Origin of the sequence: Streptomyces noursei ATCC 11455 (assembly GCF_001704275.1) — a bacterium.
Lineage (GTDB): Bacteria > Actinomycetota > Actinomycetes > Streptomycetales > Streptomycetaceae > Streptomyces > Streptomyces noursei.
In genome coordinates, this window is the sequence record NZ_CP011533.1 from 2304007 (window position 1) to 2320114 (window position 16108).

The 16108-nt window shown below is 69.0% G+C and carries 14 protein-coding genes and 2 pseudogenes; 11 read left to right on the forward strand and 5 right to left on the reverse strand.

The genetic code is table 11. From position 1 onward, the window contains the following. Positions 1-82: 82 nt before the first annotated feature. A complete protein-coding gene (locus tag SNOUR_RS09635; RefSeq protein WP_067345615.1) occupies positions 83-457 on the reverse strand; it encodes an OsmC family protein in 375 nt (124 codons plus the stop codon). A 259-nt stretch (positions 458-716) separates the two neighbouring features. On the opposite strand from SNOUR_RS09635, the gene SNOUR_RS48245 reads away from it, so the two are divergent. The 3 genes from SNOUR_RS48245 (at position 717) to SNOUR_RS09650 (ending at position 3518) form a co-directional block, all read left to right on the forward strand. Continuing rightward, the gene (locus SNOUR_RS48245; protein ID WP_312632254.1) at positions 717-1292 is read left to right on the forward strand and encodes a transposase; all 576 of its coding nucleotides are present in this window, start codon (positions 717-719) and stop codon (positions 1290-1292) included. 607 nt (positions 1293-1899) lie between these two features. Further along, the gene (locus SNOUR_RS48250; RefSeq protein WP_312632256.1) at positions 1900-2283 is read left to right on the forward strand and encodes a transposase; all 384 of its coding nucleotides are present in this window, start codon (positions 1900-1902) and stop codon (positions 2281-2283) included. Then, on the forward strand, positions 2220-3518 hold the full coding sequence (locus SNOUR_RS09650) for a transposase (protein ID WP_312632258.1): 1299 nt from the start codon (positions 2220-2222) through the stop codon (positions 3516-3518). Before SNOUR_RS48250 ends, SNOUR_RS09650 begins: the two co-directional genes overlap by 64 nt. Before the next feature lie 316 nt (positions 3519-3834). Here SNOUR_RS09650 and SNOUR_RS09655 read toward each other — a convergent pair whose 3' ends face one another. Beyond that, entirely contained in the window at positions 3835-4677 is an 843-nt protein-coding gene (locus tag SNOUR_RS09655) for a putative RNA methyltransferase (protein WP_067345618.1), read from the reverse strand. Positions 4678-4929: 252 nt separating this feature from the next. Between SNOUR_RS09655 and SNOUR_RS09660 the strand changes: the two genes are divergently transcribed. Both SNOUR_RS09660 and SNOUR_RS09665 read left to right on the forward strand, forming a co-directional pair. After that, the gene (locus SNOUR_RS09660) at positions 4930-5121 is read left to right on the forward strand and encodes a beta-ketoacyl synthase N-terminal-like domain-containing protein (protein ID WP_067345620.1); all 192 of its coding nucleotides are present in this window, start codon (positions 4930-4932) and stop codon (positions 5119-5121) included. A 190-nt stretch (positions 5122-5311) separates the two neighbouring features. Beyond that, positions 5312-6502, forward strand: a pseudogene (locus tag SNOUR_RS09665) (ISL3 family transposase); the annotation flags it as partial. 72 nt (positions 6503-6574) lie between these two features. On the opposite strand, the gene SNOUR_RS48255 reads toward SNOUR_RS09665, so the two are convergent. The 3 genes and pseudogenes from SNOUR_RS48255 to SNOUR_RS42810 form a co-directional block, all read right to left on the reverse strand. Next, positions 6575-7201 carry a hypothetical protein gene (locus SNOUR_RS48255; protein ID WP_067345622.1) on the reverse strand — a complete coding sequence of 209 codons (627 nt, stop codon included), beginning with the start codon at positions 7199-7201 and terminating at the stop codon, positions 6575-6577. Positions 7202-7292: 91 nt separating this feature from the next. After that, positions 7293-7628, reverse strand: a pseudogene (locus tag SNOUR_RS48260) (pantoate--beta-alanine ligase); the annotation flags it as partial. 59 nt (positions 7629-7687) lie between these two features. After that, a complete protein-coding gene (locus SNOUR_RS42810; RefSeq protein ID WP_312632263.1) occupies positions 7688-8203 on the reverse strand; it encodes a hypothetical protein in 516 nt (171 codons plus the stop codon). 755 nt (positions 8204-8958) lie between these two features. Here SNOUR_RS42810 and SNOUR_RS46150 point away from each other — a divergent pair. From SNOUR_RS46150 to SNOUR_RS09695, 6 genes are all read left to right on the forward strand, one after another. After that, a complete protein-coding gene (locus SNOUR_RS46150; protein WP_159425845.1) occupies positions 8959-9534 on the forward strand; it encodes a hypothetical protein in 576 nt (191 codons plus the stop codon). 718 nt (positions 9535-10252) lie between these two features. After that, positions 10253-10963, forward strand: coding sequence for a Crp/Fnr family transcriptional regulator (locus SNOUR_RS09675; protein ID WP_067345625.1), 711 nt, complete (start codon positions 10253-10255; stop codon positions 10961-10963). Positions 10964-11057: 94 nt separating this feature from the next. Next, on the forward strand, positions 11058-11903 hold the full coding sequence (locus SNOUR_RS09680) for a hypothetical protein (RefSeq protein ID WP_312632267.1): 846 nt from the start codon (positions 11058-11060) through the stop codon (positions 11901-11903). 5 nt (positions 11904-11908) lie between these two features. Beyond that, positions 11909-14440, forward strand: a complete 2532-nt coding sequence (locus SNOUR_RS09685; protein ID WP_067345628.1) for a putative RNA-binding protein — start codon at positions 11909-11911, stop codon at positions 14438-14440. Then, a complete protein-coding gene (locus SNOUR_RS09690; protein ID WP_067345630.1) occupies positions 14433-15491 on the forward strand; it encodes a hypothetical protein in 1059 nt (352 codons plus the stop codon). Before SNOUR_RS09685 ends, SNOUR_RS09690 begins: the two co-directional genes overlap by 8 nt. Then, entirely contained in the window at positions 15488-16039 is a 552-nt protein-coding gene (locus SNOUR_RS09695) for a Pycsar system effector family protein (protein WP_067345633.1), read from the forward strand. Before SNOUR_RS09690 ends, SNOUR_RS09695 begins: the two co-directional genes overlap by 4 nt. The last annotated feature ends 69 nt before the right edge of the window (positions 16040-16108 follow it).

Consider the following 16108-nt stretch of genomic DNA (forward strand, 5'->3'; position numbering starts at 1 on the left):
TCGTCTGGCGGAACAAACACGGCGCCGACGGACGGCTACGCAAGGTCGTCGGCAAGGTCAATGTCGCCTGAGCTGCCCAGGTTTACGCAGGTTTGAAGATCAGGGGCTTGCTCAGCGTGGAGCGCACCGGCGAACACTTGATGCGCTCCACAACCGCGGGCCGGAAGGTCTCAAGCGCCGGGTCCAAGACGAGCTCGTACCGGAACCGCGTCGTCGACTCCTCGCGTTCCAGGTGCACCCGCACACTCACGTCAGCCGCGGTGACGCCCAGATCGGCCATTACCATCCGTGCAGAGATAGTCATGCGCGTGGCCAGCGACGCCTCCAGCAGTTCATGCGGACGCATCCCCGTCGAACCGCCGACGCCTGCCTTGAGCGTGTCGGCGAGCCCCTCGTTGCTGCCCGCCCGGAATCTGACCTGCCAGGGCGTCGCAAGCCCCACTGCTACGACCGCCATCGTCTTCGCCTCCCCGCGGGTGACTGACTCACCAGGAGCGTAGCGGGCAGCTCGCATCACGAGAATCGTGATCCAGATAGTAAAACAGGCTGCCCTGGCGAAGGGCGGGCGATCGGCAGCCACGCGACGAACACGATCTCGGAACGTGCAGGTCGAACTGAGTTCCTGGTCGGGTGATCTTCCGCCGGTACGCGCATGAAGGCAGGGCCTCCTGGTAACTCGGGGTGCGATCCCATTCCGAGCGGTTCCCGGGGCCCTGTTGTCGTTGTTGTACGCGTCCGAGCCCGTTGACTTCAACTCGCCCGTCGTGCCGTGCGATTGTCTCGCGCACCTGTACGGCAATGCGGTCGATCATCCCGATCGGGTGCGCTGGTATCCGTCGGACATGACGGACGCGGAGTGGGTGGCCGTGCGGCCAATGTTGCCGGTGCCGGCATGGCTTCAGGGGCGGGGCGGACGGCCCGAGGGCTACTGTCATCGGCAACTGCTGGACGTGATCGGTTACCTGGTCGCGGGCGGGATCTCGTGGCGGGCGCTGCCCGCGGACTTCCCCGGCTGGGGCCGGGTCTATGCCTTCTTCCGGCGTTGGCGCGAGCACGGGCTGATCGCCGAGTTCCACGACCGGCTGCGCGGGAAGGTCCGTGAACACGAGGGCCGCGAGGCCGGGCCCACGGCGGGGATCACCGACGTGCAGTCGGTGCGGGCCGCCGCGACGGTGCCGGCCTCGACCTCCGCCGGGGTCGCCCCAAAGCCCAGCTCCACAGCGATCTCCTTGGCTCGAAGCGGCCCGCGGCCCATGGATCGCTGCTGTTCCAACACGCCCAGAATCCGCTGACAGTCCGGCGCCAGAACCGTCACCGGCAGCCCTTCCCGCCAGGACGGCACCGTCGAGCCCGGAACCGGCGCGTGCGACAGCGCCGCGTCCTCCATTGCCTCGGTAGCGGTCACGGCAGTGGACTCAGCCGCAGAGACTGCCAGGGCCTCGACCAGTTCCTCCCGCGCGCTCAACGCCGGTCCCGCTCGGTCTCCGCGACCTCCAACACCTCAGCCAACCAAGCGACTTCCCCCCGCAAGCCCTCCACCCGCACACAGGCAGCCGCCTCCCGCTCCTCCAGCATTCCCAGCACCGACGCCACCGCGCACCCCTCAACCATGAAGCGGACACAAGACGTCGGCACACCTCCCTCAACCCGAGCGAAACCATTCCTGACGAGCGGAAATCAAGGAATCACGTTCGGTTGAGGTACGGCTTCTGAGCTTGACTCTGTCGGGGATCTTGAAGTTTCCGTGAGCTGGGGTGATCGGTGGGCATGCTCGGGGTGTTCCGAGAGCCCATGCAGTTGTCGAGGTGTCCGTTGTCGCTCCGTCCTCGTTCCGGTGAGCAAGTCCCGCCTCTGACGGGGCAGATCGCGAGGGCGAGCAACCCAGGTGGTACGGCAGCGATGTGGGTGAGAGACCGCCCGGACGGGCTGTGGTGTGACGAGGACTTTGCGGACTGGTATCCGCGTGACGGGCGTCCGGGCCTCTCGCCCGCCCAGCTGGCCACCGTCTGCGTGCTGCAGTTCTTGCTCGGCCTGTCGGACCGGCAGGCCGCCGAGGCGGTGCGCTGCCGGATCGACTTCAAGTACGCGATGGCCATGGAGCTGGACGACCCCGGCTTCCATCACAGTGTGCTGGCCGATTTCCGCGACCGTCTCACCGAGGGCGACCGCGCCGATCGCCTCCTCGACCTCGCGCTGGCCCGCCTGAAGGAAGCCGGCTGGTGCGCGAGCGCACCACGCAGCGCACCGACTCCACCCACGTCCTGGCCGCCGTGCGTGACCTGACCCGGCTGGAACTGATCACCGAGGCGGTCCGTGCCGCGCTGGAGGAAGTCGCCGGCACCGCCCCGCACCTGCTGGACGACCTGGTCGACGAGGACTGGGGGCGCCGCTACGGCCGCCCGGTTCGCCTGGGCAAGAATCCCACCAAGCCCAAGACCAGGATCCTCGCCACCGGCAACGACGCCGTTCGGCTCCTGGAACACCTCCACCAGCATGGTGGAAACCGGGCGTTCGGCCCTCGAGTCCAGGCCCTGCGCCAGATCATGGTGCAGAACTACCACCGTGACGCCGCAGGACACCTGCGCTGGCGCACCGCCGAGACGGAAGACGGCCCCGGCCTGCCGCCCTCCTCCCGGGCGATCGTCTCTCCCTACGACACCTCAGCCCGCTACACACGGCACGGGCACATCATCAGCTGGAAGGGGTTCTCCGCCCATCTCACGGAGACGTGCGCTCCCGAGGGCCCCAACGTGATCACGGACGTGGCGACCACCGCGGCCACTACCCACGACAGCAAGGTCCTGCCCAGCATCCACACTCGCCTGCACCGTCGCGGCCTGCTGCCCGCCGAGCACCTGGTCGACGCCGGCTACACCTCCCTGCCCCACCTTGCGCAAGCCGCACGCGATCACCAGGTCACCGTCTCCGGGCCGCTCAAGGCCAACCCCACCCGGCAGCACCGCCGGGGTGAAGGCTTCGCCCGCGACGACTTCCACGTCGACTACGAGCGACAGCAGGTCACCTGCCCCCAGGGTCAGGTCAGCCAGGGCTGGCACGGCCCTTACCCGACCTCCTCGCCCACCGCGGCCCCGCTGATCGTGGCCCGGTTCACCAAGAGCCAGTGTCAGCCATGCCCGGCCCGTGCTCAGTGCACCGCCTCCCGCGCAAGCCACCGCACCGTGGGCTTTCCCCCACGCGAACTACGCGACCTGCAACTCCGCATCCGTGCCGAGCAACAGACACCTGAGTGGAAGACCCGCTACGCAGTCCGCTCCGGAGTCGAGGGAACAGTCAACGAATTCGCCCACGGCCACGGCATGCGCCGCTGCCGTTACCGAGGCCAGGACAAGGTCCACGTCCAGCACGTCCTGACGGCCATCGCCATCAACATCGAGCGTCTCAGCGGTCTCCCACCGACCGAGGAACCACCCCCTCCCCGCCGGCCGACCCACTTCCAGACCTACCTCGACCAACACGAGATCCCCCGGCCGAAGTCCTGGCGAACCCTGGGCACCTGACCGCGGCAACTCCAAGATCACCGACAGAATCAAGCTGAGTACAGGGTCACCCCGGGCGAACCCGCCGTGTTTTTCAGCATGCCCCAGGTGAGGGACTCGCTGCGGCGCAGTCCGCTGCTGAAGAACCTGCCCAAGGCGCCCGAAGCGATATGACCAGGTCGTCGTCGACGCGGCCCACGAAGCGGCCCAGGGCGCCGACTTCATCGTCAACGCGCTGCTGGTCGGTTGAGCACCGTGTTGGCCGGGGCCCCGGAAGGCCGGCCGCCGCCTCCGCCGTTGGCAGGTGACGTCGGCGGGCCGTCGGCGCAGTGCGCGGCTACGTCAGCGGCCGGTAGGCGGTCAGCGTGACGGACAGCGTGACGGGGCACGGTTCCGGCAGCTTCCGGACCCGCTCCTGGACGTCCTGGGCGTCGTGGTGCCAGGCGTTGGGGCCCATGGCGACGAGCTGGGCCAGCGCCTGGTGATCGAGCGTCATCGTCCGCGTCAACTGCTCGGTCTCGGCGACCGTGAAGTACGGGGCGAGCTGTTCGGTCAGCCTCAACTCCTTGCGGTCATCCACGCGCAGCAGGCCGAGTGCGTCGATCAGCTCCTGGAGATGGCCGGGGCGGGCGGTGACGACCAGCAGAACGCCGCCGGGCGCCAGAATCCGCTGCAGCTCCGGCCCGTTGCGCGGTGCGAAGGTGTTCAGCACTAGGGAAGCGGCGCCGTCCTGGAGGGGCAGTTCCTGCCAGGCATCGGCCACCGCGGCACTGATCCTCGGATGCGCCTTGGCCGCGCGCCGGGCGGCGAACTTCGAAATGTCGAGCAGGACTCCCACGGCGTCCGGAAAGGCGTCCATTACCTGCGCGTGGTAATAACCGGTACCACCGCCGATATCGACGACACAACCGGACGCCGCCGGATCGACCGTACGGCGTGCCAGCTCGACCAGCGCCTCGGAAATGGGGGCGTAGCGGCCGGCTGCCAGGAATTCGGCACGCGCCTCCACCATTTCCCTGGTGTCCGCACTGTGCTTCGTCGCTCCCGACAGCAGGTTCACATAGCCCTGCTTCGCGATGTCGAAGGTGTGACCGGCGCTGCAGAGCAGGGCACGGTCGCGTTGGGTGAGCGCGGCACCGCAGTGGGGGCAGGCGAGTGCGTGCACAACTCTGTTCAGCATGAGGCACCGTTCATACGTGGTCGACTGGGATTACGTGGTTCAAGCCTATCGCGGGGCGTGCCGGGGCAGCCCCCTCGGGAATGCCGCGGAAAGGGACACCTCGAACCTCCGCGCTTACCGCTGTCAGCCGGACTCTGAATTCCGAAGGCAGCGCCGCCCACCGCCCGTCCGAGTTCCGGAGGTTTCCCGAGAAAACATCCCCCCGCTGTGCCTTCAGCATGTCCGTCGCGTTCGTGTCGCCCTGGAGAATTCATGGCCCCCAATAATGGTGCGCAGCAGACCGGTGACATCGCCATTGTTGGCATGTCCTGCCGCCTCCCGGGAGCGCCTGGCGTCGATGAATTCTGGGGGCTGCTGACCTCGGGCCGCAGCGCCGTCGCGCAGCAGCCCGGCGGCAGCCGGCTCGGCGCTCTGGAGAACGCCGCGGGCTTCGACGCCGCGTAGGTCAGCTCGCCGGTCCGCATCAGCCAGCGCCGCGAGAAGGGGCCGAGGACCAAGTCGGCGGCGATACCTGGCATCGACGTCGGCTGGCCTGCTGGGCACGCCGCAGCCGTTCGGCATAGACCTTGATCCCCGGCTCCAGCAGCCTGCCGGTGAACTCCGCCGCGACCTCCGCATCGTTCGCCGCCGCCACAGCGAGCGCGCGGTAGGGCGCCTGAAACGCCGGGTTCCCGAACCAGAACCACCGGCCCCGCGGGTGGTCGGCGTCGACGAATATGCGACGCGCAAGGGCCGGGTCTACGGAACCGTGTTGGTCGATGTTGAGACACGCCGACCGGTGGACCTGCTGCCCGACCGTGAGGCTTCGAGCCTGGCCGCATGGCTGGCCGAGCGGCCGGGGATCAAGGTTGTATGCCGCGACCGTGCGCCGTTCTTCGCGGAAGGCGCCGCCACCGGAGCACCCCAAGCGATCCAAGTCGCAGACAGATGGCATTTGTGGCACAACCTGGGCGAAGCCGCCGAGCGGAGCGTCGCCCAGCACCGCGGGTGCCTGCAAGTCCTGGTGCCTGAACCCTCTTCCCAGACCGGCCCCGAACCCACACCGGTCGAGGAGGCTTCCGGCTCGCCGTGGCCAACCGGTCACCGGTTCGCCGACCGTATCCGAGCCAGGCGCGCCACCGTTCACGCGCTGCTTGAAGCCGGCCGCAGCCGCCGATCCATCGGCCGCCAACTGCACATGACGCACCGCACGGTCAAGAGTCTCGCCGATGCCGCCAAGCCGGAAGATCTCTTCCGCGGGCAGTGGCAGAACAACCGAACCTCCGTCCTCGACGAGTACAAGCCCTACTTGGACGACCGGTGGAACGAGGGCTGCACCAACGCCTGGAAGCTCTGGGAAGAGATTGCGCCGCTCGGCTACAAGGGCACCTACGGGATCGTCAGCGCCTACATCAGGAAAAAGCACACGTCACCGCAACCAGTGACAGCAAAGCCACCGTCGTCCCGAACGGTCTCGAGGTGGATCCTCAGCCGCCCCGAAACCCTCACCGAAACCGAGCAGTTGCGGCTCAAGATGGTCCTTGCTCAGTGCCCCGAACTGGAGGCTCTCACCGGGCACGTCCGATCCTTCGCGACCATGCTCACCGAGCGCCAGGGCGAACGGCTCCCGCAGTGGCTCGACGCCGTCCGGCAAGACGACCTTCCCACTCTCCACACCCTCGCCGCAGGCATCGACCGCGATCGTCAAGCCGTCATCGCCGGCCTCACGCTTCCCTGGAACTCGGGCGTCGTCGAAGGCCACGTCAACCGGATCAAGATGCTCAAGCGCCAAATGTTCGGCCGAGCCGGATTCCAACTCCTCCGGAAACGAGTCCTCCTGTCGTGACGGACAGTGATGGCTCCACAGTTGTTGAGCCAGAACCTGAGAAGCGACAGCACCGAGCCGAGCGGACCGCCCCTATGCAGCGCCCGACACCCGGCGGCGCACCGCCTCCGCGGCATTGCAGAGACTGGGCGACTTCGGCGTCACTCGGAGGTGGAACACGGCGAGCAGCAGGCAGAGCGCAGCCACAGCGGACCACAGCGTGGTCGTTCCTGCGCAGGCCAGCAGCTGGGTGCCGAGGAGGGGGGCGAGCGTCGCGGCGACGCCCCAGCTGGTACCGAAGACGGCCAGGTGACGGCCTCTTCCACCGGGCGGCGCGAGGTCGGTGACGAGCCCGTAGGCGCGCCCCATGACCAGTAAGTCGCCGAGACTCCACACGGCGGCTGAGGCAAGTAGCCCCGGCAGGGTGCGAGCAGGGGCGTAGCCGGTCAGCCCTGCGGCCAGGAGGAGATGGGCGAGTGCGAACACGACGGGCGTCGTGAGCCGGCTCGTCCAGGGAAGCCGGCCCGGGCCCGTGCCGCGTTCAGCCAGCGCGAGGGTGAGCAGCGCCTGGACGCAGCGCCGGGGTGAGGAGAGGGCGACCGGCAGGTCGGCAAGCACCAGGCGCCCGATCAGTGCGGCGAGGAAGGTGCGCGTGGCGAGCGGGGCATCGGCGAGCAGGTGTCCCAGGAACCCGCTGGCGCCGGTGATGACGATCCTCATCTGCTCCTTTCCCTTCGCTCGGTGGCGGTGCCGTGGGCCAGGGGTGCGCCCGCTGGTGTTGGTCCAGGTGCAGCGGCATGCCGTCGATCAGCCGAGTGGCGGTCACCCGGACCGCGCCCAGTAGCCAGGCCGGTCCTGTCGCGGGTGCTGGTTCCAGGCCGGGCCCGGCCAGTTCCAGGTAGAGGGTGTGCAGGGGGAGCTCGCCGCGGCGGCCTCGTCGAGGACTTCGCGTGCGGCGGCCATGACCTCGGGCGCGCTCGCGCCGATGGCACTCGCCTTGACGCCGGCGGCCAGGGCGCGGGGCCAGAGCCGCGATGCGCTCGGCCGGCGAGAGGCGGACGTTGCAGCTGGACGGCGCAAGGCCATCCGGCTCACGCACGGTCTCGACGCCGACCACCTCGACCGGCACGTCCAGATCGAAGACCATCCCCTCGAACCCACGGGTTCGATGCCCCGATTCTGGGGGATAAACCCGCGGGTTCGCGGTCAATGCATTCTTCTGTCGTCGTCGGGCAGAGTTGCACTGCCGTACTCGCCGTCGGCGACCCACTCGACCTTCAGAGAGAATCGGACATCGCGCTTTCCCGGATTGATCCTGAGTCTCAGCTGTTTCGGATGGTCAGAGGAAACAGTGAACGGGAAGTCCGTGCGGTCGGGTTCGGCATTTTCGGCCACTGACACAACAGAGGCGGGCGTTTGCGTAAGATTTACGTCAAACATGGGGTCATGTGCGGTACCTGCACACTTACCCACAGAAGGATCTTCCCGGTACGCAAACCCCTCCTTCGAGTCGTCAGGCAAGACGTTGACCTTGACGCCGGTGACCACGATGGCCTTGTCGGTCTTCGCTTGCAGTACGAGGGGCAGCGTGGCTGGTGCACAGGGAGTGAGACCCGATGTGTACGCCGTTAGCCCGGGCGGCCCGGAGATCTTGTCCCAGATCCATCCCCACATACCTTGAACTGCCCAGAAAGCAATGGCCCCTAGCAGCGGCAGAACCACCAGCGTCGCCCAATGCGTCCGGTCCCGTAGCGGTGCCCATGGCCGTATCAGTGGGCCCGTCTCGGGCTGCGGTTCTAGTTCCTGCCTTGCGTCGCGGTCAGGCTGTGGCATTGATGCGCTTGGATCCTCAGGCATATCAGCCTCTCTCAGAGCCTGTCTTCCCCGCACGGCGCATTGTCTCAAGCCCTTGACAGTCATGCGTGATTCGAGGGGAATCCGCAGGCGAGGTGCCCAGATATCAGAGGTTTGCCCAACTTTTGGTGGAGTCGCTGGATCAGTCTCGGCGGCCTGCTCCAGCAGAACTCGTGCGGAGCTCGCTTAGCGGATCGCGGTCTTCTCGTCCAGGCCGAAGACCTCGGCGAGGTGGGGCAGGTCGGGGCCGTAGACGAGGGCTTCTTCGAGCTGCCGGTCGATGCGGAGTCTCTCCAGGGTGGCGGCCTGGCCGCGAAGGGGTTCGGAGAGGCTGACACCGCTGATCGGGCCGGTGCCCAGGGCTGTGATCTTGTTGATCAGCAGGTGCGGGTTGGCGGTGTCAGGCCAGCGGTGACGCCGGAACTCCAGCCACTCGCGGGCGACATGCAGCGCGAGGCCGCCTCTCGACGCCCTGCGTCGGGTCGAGACCAGGAGTCTCGATCGTCGGCTCCTTGCCCCTCAGCTACAGGAGGCCGCAGTTTGTGAAGGCGAGTGAACTCCTTGGCCCTTGCGACTCGTGAAGTATGTGGGCCTCCGGAGCTCTCACAGCGAGCATCGGGCCCTTGGCCACAGTCGAGACACGTCACCTCGTACACGTGCCATGGGCGACGCTTCCGCTGCATGGCTTTGCGTTCGTCGATGAACGGCTGCAGCCGTTCATCATGTGGGATTTCGCTGGGAGCCTTGCTCGTGCCCGCCGGGTCTTCGACAGTGCAGGGCTCGCTCTTGCCCGCGTGACAACGCGGGCAGCCCCTTTGGATCCAGTGCCGGCGTGCCACCTGCTCGCGCAGGGGCCGTTTGCGGAGCGGGGCTGCGGGACACCGTTGGCGGCCCGTTGCTTTCAGATCTCGACCGCCTGTGGCAGCCTCCGCGGCTGCTCTCTCGGCAGCTTCCTCCGCCACGATCTGGTCCTTCGTGGCGTGGGGCAACCCGGCGAAGCGCTGCGGGTCGGTGGTGGCGACGATGGCGCCCTGAGCGACGAGACTCGTCCTGTGCACCAACTCGCCGCCGACCATCAGCCGGAGGTGGTGGATGAGACGGGCGACCTGGGGGTTGGCTACGTAGGAGTTCCAGACGTGGGTGGCGATGCGATAGGGCGCCGCCGTCCATGCCTTGTCGATGCCGAAGTCGGTTCCTGAAGGGCGTCGTATCGATCCTTGGCGCGGCGACGACTCCGGGGTTCCCCCTCCATATGACGGGCGATACTCACCAGTACGGTGAATCCGGATATCCGGCAGGCTGGCGGGCTGAGATGCAGACCTCACTCGCCTTGCCGTGCGAGAAGTCAGCGTAAATTTCCGCAAATTGGCCGTGCGGGCTTGGCCGTCGCCGGCTGACATTCCGCCGTCGAGACCGAACGCTCAGGTCTGGGCCTTTGCGGCGCAACGCCGCTGGTACCACTTCTACCCGATCAGGGGCATTTCGACATCCTTCTGCGGCAGCGGTGGCCTTCTTGCGATGCCCTGCGGATTCGTTACGGAATAGTCAAATCCCCTTGATGGGGGCCGAATCGCCACGTGGTCGAAACCCGAGTTTTCGCCAAGCTCACCGTCCGGGCCTCACTGCCGTGATCGATGCGCCCGATTGACCCCGGGGACGGTTCCCCACCTCGGATGTCGGGAGACGCGAGGGCCGCGACGGCCGGTCGGGAAGTACGGGCAATCACCCAGAAAGGGAACACGTGTCCGGATTCAAGGAAGGTCCCGAGCCGGATTTACCTGGTGATTCGCCAATTACCGTGCGGTACAAGCAGAGTGGCGCGATTCAGTCCATCCGAAGCATTACCCGAAGCTTCACTCTGCGACCATCGGCGCCAACGAAATTCAGGCCATACGGATTACCGTGGGGGGAGTGGCCATGGGGCTGCTCGGCGACGAGCTGGCGTTTGCGCGGGCTCTGACAGCCCAGGAAAGCGAGGGCGTGCTGGCCCTCGGACGCCGGAAGCGCTATGCGGCCGATGCCCAACTCCTGGTGGAGGGCGACCGGTCCAGTCACGTCGTGATCATCCTTCAGGGGTGGGTCACCGTCTCCGTGGCCACGGACCGTGGTGCAACCAGGCTGATCCTCGGCCTGCGCGGTCCCGGTGAACTGCTCGGTGAGATGGCGGCGCTGGACAGCCACCCCCGCAGCGCAACGGTGCGCGCCCTGGGGCCGATCGAGGCGCAGGTCATTTCAGGAGACGCGTTCCGTCGATTCCTCGCGCTGCACCCACGAGTCAGCAGCCTGGTGATGCGCCAGCTCACCTTCCGGCTCCGCAGCGCCGACCAGGAGCGGTCCGCACTCGCCTCGCTCACCGTGCTGCAACGCCTGGCCGCCCGGCTCACGGAACTGTCCCGCGCCGAACCCTCTGGCCCCTACGCCCCTTCCGCTTCGGGCCGTTCGCATGAAGGCATCGTCGTCCACATGGCCCAGGACGAGCTGGCCGCCACGGTCGGAGCCACCCGCGAAGCCGTCGCCAAGGCACTGCGGCTGCTGCGTACCCAGAAGTTCGTGCGCACGGGCAACCGGATGGTGGAGATCCTCGATCCCGCACTGCTCGCCCTCTTGGCGGACGGTCATCACGAGTAAATCCACGCCCAGTCGTGTGTAAACGGCTACAGACGGCCTTGGCTCCGGGCCCGAAGCTCGGGGTGACGGCAACCGAACAGGACAGGGGCACGGGGTGGACGACGCGATGGATGTCGGCGAAGCGCGCTACGAGTTGGTGATCAGCGTCGACGCCCGGAGTTCCGGGGCGTACGACGACGTGGACAAGCCGCGGATGCGGGCCCGGATCTACCGGGTCCTGGAAGCGGCGTTCACCCACGCCAAGGTGGCGCGGGACGCGGTCCACATGGAGGACCGCGGCGACGGTGTGCTGCTGTCGGTGGCCGGCCAGATCGCTGTAACCCGACTGCTCGGCCTGTGGCTGGTCGAGGTGCACGAGAACCTGCGGGATGAGAACCGTGCCCTGCTCATACCTCTGGGACTGCGAGTGGGCATGCATGTCGGCCCGGTCCGGCACGACGACCGGGGTATCAGCGGACGCGCGGTCGACCTGGCCTGCCGGCTGGCGGACTCTCCCATCGCCCGGCGGCTGCTGGACGCCGAGCGGGCCGACCTCGTGTTGGTGGCCTCCGATTCGCTGTACGAGGACGTGGTCAGCAGCGGCGGCAAGTTCATCGAGCCCGCGCGCTACTCCGCGGCCCGCCTGGCACTCAAGGAGGGCGAGGTCACCGCCTGGTTCCACCTCCCCGGTCGGCCTGCTCCAGCGATTCCCGACGGCACGGGCCCGGGCGTGGGCGATCCGCCACCGGCCGACGATGCGCAGATGCCCGAGAGGCCCGAGAGGCCCGAGAGGCCCGATAAGGCCGACGTCGGGGCCTCCGACGCAGACGACGGCGACCGGTTCGGAGCCTCCAGCGCTCGATACACCGTTCACGGCGATCTGTCCCAGCACAGCGACAACATCTACCAGCAGCCCGTGCACATCGGGCGGATCACCGACGCCGAGCGACGGAAGGGCTGACCGACATGCCCGACGAACATCAGGCGGACGGTTCCCCCGAACCCGCACCCGGAAGGGCGGCCGACGGCCGGTCTCCCGCGGCCAACAACGCCGGCAACCAGGCCAGGGGCAAGGAGAGGGACGACAGGGCGCCCCGGGAAGACGGCGCGGCAGATGGTGACAGGGACGCCGCCCGCGACGAGGCCGCGGAGAAGGAACACGAGCGGGAGCGTGCCGCGGAACGGTTCAGGGAGTACACCCGCGATCCGCTCGCTGAGGAGCAGAGCGAGGATGGGCCCACAGATCTCGCCGCCGCGTCGCGGGCCCGTCGCTCCACCCGGATGCTGTTCGACACCGGCCGGGACCTGAACAGCTTCGACCGTTCGTACATCCGGAGCGCCCATATCGGCGACATCCATCTGCGGATGGATGCCCGCCAGTCCGCCGAGGGTATGCGCAGCGGGCCGGTGCCCGAAGAGGAACTGCGCAGGCTCCGCCGGGTCCATGTGGAGCCGGAGGGATACCTGGCGCTGCGCAACGCACTTCGTGCCCGCCGTCTGCTGGTCCTCGGTGCCGCGCCCGGCACCGGACGCACCAGCACCGCGCTCGCACTCCTCGACGAGGTCACCGCCCTCGCGGCGAGCTGCGCAGGCGCGGAGTCGCCGGCTCGGCCGAGGGTGCTGCGCGTCGATCCCAACGGCGGCGTACGCGGGCTGGCCGCATCGCTCGGCGACGCACCGGGCGGCGAGGCCACCGAGGAGCGGCCCGCCACCGGATATCTGCTCGAACTCGCCCTCACCCAGCCCGGTTCGCCGCCACCGGATGCGATGGACCTGGACGCGCTGGCCGCTGCCCTCGACAAGTGCCAGGGATTCGCGGTGATCGTCGTCCCGGTCGGATCGGCTGCGAACCCGCTGCTTGCCGGGCGCTACGGAATGCTGTGCCTCCCCGTGCCCACAAAGGAGTTGCTCACCACCCGGCTGCGGGAGCGGCTGGAGGAGCATGTCGCCGAGGCCGGGGGCGACGCGCCGGACGACGTACACCGGGTGGCGGACCTGCTGAGCCAGGCGGAGGAGTTGGCCGGCCGGGAGGACGTCAGGGACGCGGTCGGCCTGAAGGACCTGCGCCCTGCCGAGGCGGAACTGCTCGCGTCGCTGCTGGCCGGGCATCTGCTGGAGGACGTCTCCTACGAGGAGTTGCTGACCGGTTGCCGCAGCCTCGCCGCGGCCCAGGCCCAGGAGTGGTTCGTCGGCGTGGACCGGGTGCCGGCCACGCCCTCGGCCGAGGGGAGCGCGGTCGCACGACCGGGCACGGCGGCCCTGTTCCACCCGGTGGCATTCCGTATCGCGCTCGCCGTCCTGGGCGGGGCCTCGCACAGTGCCGTGGCCGCCGCCGCCCATCTGCTGACCTGGGAACTGTCCGTACAGAGCGATCCGGACAGCACCCCCGCCCGCCCGCTGTTCTGCGACGACCCGGAATCCGACCTGGCGCTCTCGCGCGGCGAGCTCGTCGATGGCCGGATCGAGGTGGCCGGCACCGAGGTGGAAGCCCAGCTGATCTGGTACCGGGGGTCCGCCCTGCCCGCCGCGGTGCTGTCCGAGATCTGGGACCGGCACTTCCCGGTACGGGCACCCGTCGTCCGCTGGCTGCGGCTGCTGGCGGACGATTCCCGCCCCCAGGTGTGGATGCGGGCCGCGGTGGCCGCCGGTGAACTGTGCGTACGGGACTTCGACCACGGTTACGCGGACCTGATCCGGCCCCTCGCCGAGGCGGCCATCGCACGCCGGAGGATCTTCGCGGCCACCATGATCGACCAGGCGGCCGGTCATGCCTCGCACCGGAAGGCGGTGCAGCACCTGGTCGACGAGTGGAGCCGGCAGGGGACCAAACCCCTCCGCTGGACCGCGGCGATGGCGCTGGGCTACGGGAACGCGGCGGCCACGACGGAGGCCAGCCTGAACGCCCTGGCCCGGATCGGCGGCCGCGACGACGGGGAGCAGCTGGCGGTCGCCTCGCTCAACGTCGTACGGCTACTGGCGCTCCGGGACAGCGCGACGGTGCTGCGGAGGCTGGCCGACTGGACCCACCACCCGCGCGAGGCGTACCAGGACCTCGGTCTGGTGACCACCGTCCGGTTCGCCGTGACTCGGGTGGCCGAGGTGCTGGACGACGAACCCGGCTCGCCGTTGGGGGACCGCGGGGACTGGCCGCTGGCGCTCGCCCTGGCCGCCACGCATCCCGAACTCGTGGGCCTGATGGCCGATTTGCTGTGGACCGCGCTCAACACCCCACGGTCGCAGGAGGTGGCCATGGACGCGCTGGACACCCTGTTGCGCTCCGCCGAACGCGCGGACGGCACAGAGTGGACCCGGCCGGGCCTGGCGGCGCTACTGCCCGCCCTGACGGCCGAGGAGCACGACCGGCGGCGGCTGGACTGGCTGCTGCGCCGCTTGATGAACGATCCAGAGAATCCGCTCCCCGACGCTCAGGCGCGCTCCTTGTGGTGGCTCGCCGTCGCGCCGCGGGATCGGACGGGCAGGGAGGAGAGGCATGGCTGAGGACGTGGCGAACGGGGGCGCTGCCGCGGGCCCGATGCCCGCAGGTCCATTCCTGCGGGAGTACACGCCGACCGGTGCGTTCCGGCAGGCGAGCGCCCGGACAGCCTCGGTGCTCTTCTACCGGAACGGCGGCCACAGCGTGGTCACCGTCTCCGGCGTCGAGCACCACGACAAGCGAGCGCTGGCCCGGCCGTACACCGTCTGCGAGATCGCGCTCGGCACCTTCGAGACGACGCTCCAGATGGAGTTGCCGGCCGCGGGCGGCACCACGTTCTTCAAGGCCGAGGTGGACATCCACTGGAACGTGAGCGATCCGTATCTGGCCGCGACCGAGGTCGTGACCGATGTCGCCCAGCGGCTCACCGCTCCGGTGCTGGAGCGGCTGCGCGAGGTCTCCTCGGAGTACCCGGTGGCCGAGGCCGAGCAGGCCGACCGCGCCATCACCCGGCACTGCGCCAGCGGGCGCTGGGACGACCTGGGGTCCGAACTCGGCCTGCGGGTGCGGCTGTACGTCCGGCTGCGGGTGGACGACCGGACGATCCAGCACATGGACGGCATCCGGGACGCCCATGCCTCGGCCGAGCTGACCCGGGTCCATCAGAACAAGTTCCGGGCCATGCTCCAGGGCGGGGAGCTGGACCAGCTCAGCTACATGCTGGCGGCCGAGCCCGAAGCGGCCAAAGCCTTCCTGGAGAAGATCCGCCAGGAGGGCAGGCAGGACGAGAAGGAACGCGTCGAGCGTCTCTTCGGCATGGTCGCCAGTGGCCAGATCCACTCCACCGACGTGGAGGCCCAGGCGCTGGAACTCCTCAACCGCGGCCGCCACCGCGTCCAGGGGCCCATCGGCTCGCTGCCCGCCCGCCGGAACACCCCGGAGCTGGCGCCGCCCGCGGCCGAGCCCTTCACCCCGGACTGGGTGGCGGACGAACCGCCCTCCCGGGCCGGGCACCGGCCCTCCCTGCGGAAGGACCAGGACACGGCACCGGAGCCGCCGCACCGCCGGAGCCGCAACCGGGACGACGGATGGTCCTGGGCGGAGGAGGACCGATGACCGCCGACGGCGAGGTGCGAACCTCCCCTGACCCGGTCGTGCCGGTGCCGGACGGGGGGCAGCACGGTCGCGACCGGGCCGCAGAACGCATCGCCGAAAGGCTGCTGACCTCGGTTCGGGAAGACCTCGGCCGGGCCGACTCAAAGGCGGCCGTGCTGCTCTCCGCGGCGCTGGCGCTGCCCGCGTTCCTGATCGGGGGGCACGGCGTACCGGACTGGCACGGGCCCGCCGACCTCACGCTGGTCGCCGCGGGCGTCCTCTGGGCAGCCGCGGTGGCTGCGCTGGTCCGGGCGCTCATGCCGCGCACCGACACACTCCGCACCCAGGAAGGAGTGACGTACTTCGGTGACCTGCTGACCCGCCGCGACATCGGACAGCTCTCCGCCGAGATCGCCGAGGCGGGGCAGGATCCGGCCGGGTGGCTGCTCATACAGGCCGTGGACGTCAGCGCGATCCTGGCCGCCAAATACCGGGCCATCCGCTGGGGAGTGGGCGCGCTGAGCCCCGCCGCGGCGCTGGCATTGACCTGGAGTCTGACCGCGCGCTGACCGCGGCCGACCCGCGCCGCCGGGCGGCGCGGGGTCCATCACGCACACGAAGCAGAGACGAAGCAAGGG

Coding starts and splice junctions, on each gene's coding strand:
- SNOUR_RS09635 (WP_067345615.1), bottom strand. CDS start 457: ATGGCGGTCGTAGCAGTGGGGCTTGCGACGCCCTGGCAGGTCAGATTC.
- SNOUR_RS48250 (WP_312632256.1), top strand. CDS start 1,900: ATGTGGGTGAGAGACCGCCCGGACGGGCTGTGGTGTGACGAGGACTTT.
- SNOUR_RS09655 (WP_067345618.1), bottom strand. CDS start 4,677: ATGCTGAACAGAGTTGTGCACGCACTCGCCTGCCCCCACTGCGGTGCC.
- SNOUR_RS09660 (WP_067345620.1), top strand. CDS start 4,930: ATGGCCCCCAATAATGGTGCGCAGCAGACCGGTGACATCGCCATTGTT.
- SNOUR_RS48255 (WP_067345622.1), bottom strand. CDS start 7,201: ATGAGGATCGTCATCACCGGCGCCAGCGGGTTCCTGGGACACCTGCTC.
- SNOUR_RS09675 (WP_067345625.1), top strand. CDS start 10,253: ATGGGGCTGCTCGGCGACGAGCTGGCGTTTGCGCGGGCTCTGACAGCC.
- SNOUR_RS09685 (WP_067345628.1), top strand. CDS start 11,909: ATGCCCGACGAACATCAGGCGGACGGTTCCCCCGAACCCGCACCCGGA.
- SNOUR_RS09690 (WP_067345630.1), top strand. CDS start 14,433: ATGGCTGAGGACGTGGCGAACGGGGGCGCTGCCGCGGGCCCGATGCCC.
- SNOUR_RS09695 (WP_067345633.1), top strand. CDS start 15,488: ATGACCGCCGACGGCGAGGTGCGAACCTCCCCTGACCCGGTCGTGCCG.